General features: G+C 62.3%; 4 protein-coding genes. 3 read left to right on the top strand and 1 reads right to left on the bottom strand.

What is annotated here, in order from left to right; all coding sequences use genetic code 11:
- Window positions 1-101 precede the first annotated feature (101 nt).
- Window positions 102-257 (top strand): hypothetical protein, encoded by a 156-nt coding sequence (locus tag VEK15_28330; GenBank protein ID HXV64638.1) that lies wholly within the window; start codon window positions 102-104, stop codon window positions 255-257.
- A gap of 78 nt (window positions 258-335) precedes the next feature.
- Here VEK15_28330 and VEK15_28325 read toward each other — a convergent pair whose 3' ends face one another.
- Window positions 336-1,190, bottom strand: coding sequence for a 5'-nucleotidase, lipoprotein e(P4) family (locus tag VEK15_28325; GenBank protein HXV64637.1), 855 nt, complete (start codon window positions 1,188-1,190; stop codon window positions 336-338).
- A gap of 114 nt (window positions 1,191-1,304) precedes the next feature.
- Between VEK15_28325 and VEK15_28320 the strand changes: the two genes are divergently transcribed.
- Complete coding sequence (locus tag VEK15_28320) at window positions 1,305-2,297, top strand: D-2-hydroxyacid dehydrogenase (protein ID HXV64636.1); 993 nt, start codon at window positions 1,305-1,307, stop codon at window positions 2,295-2,297.
- A 2-nt stretch (window positions 2,298-2,299) separates the two neighbouring features.
- Window positions 2,300-2,653, top strand: a 354-nt coding sequence (locus tag VEK15_28315; protein ID HXV64635.1) for an ATP-binding cassette domain-containing protein, incomplete at its 3' end; no start/stop codon positions are given.

Here is a 2,653-nt window from a genome sequence, read left to right as displayed (position 1 = left end):
TGACTATAGACCGATTCGAGAAGGTGGTACTGCCCGCGAAGGTTCAGGGAGATCTCGATCTCGGTTCTGTGTTCATCGAAGAGGTGAAGTAAGGAATTCTTATGGAGTCCGTGCGCGACCAGCCGAGTCTCATCATCAGGGACGGCGTTCTGCTGTTCGTGGGAAAATCGATCGGCAACGTTGGTGACACCGCACAAAAGCTGCGCGCCAATCGACTGAAGGCTCTGTCCGATTGGAAACCCCAACGACGTCGATGAAGGCATTGTTCGACACGTCGGTGCTCATGCCGCTAGCGTCCAGACAAAGAGAATTCCAGAAACGCCGCGACCCGGAGCTCAGGAGCCAGGACGAAGTCCCTGGCGCTTCCGCTTCAGGCGCTCCTCGTCGGTCAACGAGAAGTCCGAATCGAAGAGAGCGCTCTCCCAGGAGCCATACTGCGGATTCGGGAGGACGATCCACCGCGTGCCCCAGTAGTCCTGGTACCGCTCGTACACTGTTTCCCGGGCTTCCGGAGATCCTCCAGGAATCTCCACGAAATCCCCCAAATTGTCTCCAATCAGAAGGAGCACCCGATAACGCGACGCCACGTGCTCGCGTCGAGCGGTCTTGTCCGAGGCGTCCCATCCGTTCTCGCCGCGCGTGAGGATGACGTCCCGATCCTCCGCGAGCGGGAAACCGATTGCGCGGAGGTTGTCGACGGTGGCTTCCTCGACGGCCTTTCGACGGTTCGTCACGTAGAAGATCGTCACCCCTTGGCTCGACGCGTAGCGGGTGAAATCGAGCGCACCCGGCACGGCCGTCGCCCGCATTTCGCGGCACCAGGCCTGCCACGTCGTTTCTTCGAAATTGCGTCCTCCCAGCATGAGCCGCGCTTGATAAGGTGAGTTGTCGAGCACGGTCTCGTCGATATCCAGGACGACGGCCGGCGGCAGGCTCGAAAAATCCCCTGCTTGCTCCGTTGCCGCGCTCCAGTCCGGGTTGGCGAGCGCGTCGTCCAGGGCCCGCTTTGCGTCGAGGTAGCTCTGCAGGGCGAGAGCACGGTACTCGACCGAGGTCTGTACCCAGAGGACGGCATTGAGGTTCTCGTGAGCGAGCTGCTTTCCCGCACAGGAGAGGAAGCTGAAGAGCGATGGGAGACACAACGCCGCGGCAAATGTTCCCGAAACCCGTCTTCTCGAGACGATCGGCACGACGCGACTCCTCGTCCGGCCGGGATCCTAACACGCGTGTGATAACCTCCGGCGCATGGGACTCGTGCTGTTCATGGCACTACTGTCTCAGCACCGTGTAAAGCTTTGCTCGCCGTGACCAAGCGGCTTCACGTTCACCTCCAGAGCAATCCCAAGGCACCCGAGGTCTTCCACATGACCCGGGAGCGTTACCGAGCTGCGCTGCGGCGTTATCCCGACGTCGCGAGACAGGTACGGACCACGATCGCCACCGACAAATCCGGATTCTATCGCGCCATCCGTTCGACCAACGTTCTGGTTGGCTGGTGGTTTCCGAAGCACGAGCTCGAGAAGATCGCGCCCAACTTGAAGTGGATCCACGTCATCGCAGCCGGGATCGACCACCTCCTTCCCCTCGATTGGCTTCCCCGCGGTGTGGCCCTGGTCAACAACCGAGGGGTCCACGCACCGAAGGCGGGCGAGTTCGTCACGATGGCGCTCTTGATGCTCAATAGCGCCATGCCAGCGCTCGCGACTCAGCAGCGGGAATCTCGATGGCGGGAAATCCACACCACGACGATTGCCGGGAAGACACTTGCCGTGGTGGGGGTGGGCCACATCGGCGGCTCGGCCGCGAAGAAGGCCAAAGTACTCGGGATGCACGTACTCGGCGTCCGGCGAAGCGGCCGGCCTCACCGTTACGTCGATGAGATGTTCCGTCCCGCGGAGCTTCCGAAAGTGCTTCCGCGCGCCGACTTCGTCCTGGTCACGACTCCGGTGACCCGTGAAACTCGAGGGCTGCTCGGCAAAAGGGAGCTCAACTGGATCAAGCAGGGGGCGGGCTTCATCAATCTGGGACGCGCCGAGGTCGTGGACTATGAGGCTCTCCGCCTGAAGCTCGAGCGGGGTGAGCTCTCGGGCGCCGTCCTCGATGTGTTCGAGACCGAGCCTCTTCCACCGCACTCCGCCCTCTGGTCGACGCCGAACCTCGCCATCACTCCGCACGTCGCCACCGACGACCGGGACAATTACATCCCCCGCACAATGGACCTCGTTCTCGAGAACGTGAGACGATACCTGGCGGGACGTAGACTCCTGAACCGTGTGAGCCCGGGGCGCGAATACTGACGATGACGATGGAGTCAGCGATCCGATGCCACGGGCTCAAGAAGACCTACCCGGGTGGAGTCGAAGCGGTGCGCGGCATCGACCTCGTCATCCCGCGGGGTGAGTGTTTCGGCCTGCTCGGCCCGAACGGAGCCGGCAAGACGACGACCATCGAGATGCTCGAGGGACTCCTCGCGCCCTCAGAGGGCGACATCGAGGTGCTCGGAGGAAGGTGGGGGCGCGACGACGAGACGATCCGCCAGCGTCTCGGCGTGTCGCTCCAGGACACGCGGCTGTCAGAGAAGCTCACCGTCGAGGAAACACTCCGTATCTTCCAGAGCTTCTACACCCGGCATCGGGACCTGGAAACCCTTCTT

The sequence above is a fragment of the Vicinamibacteria bacterium genome, from assembly GCA_035620555.1.
Classification (GTDB): domain Bacteria; phylum Acidobacteriota; class Vicinamibacteria; order Marinacidobacterales; family SMYC01; genus DASPGQ01.
Note: the sequence above shows the minus strand (reverse complement) of the source record. Positions and strands in the feature narration are given on the sequence as shown.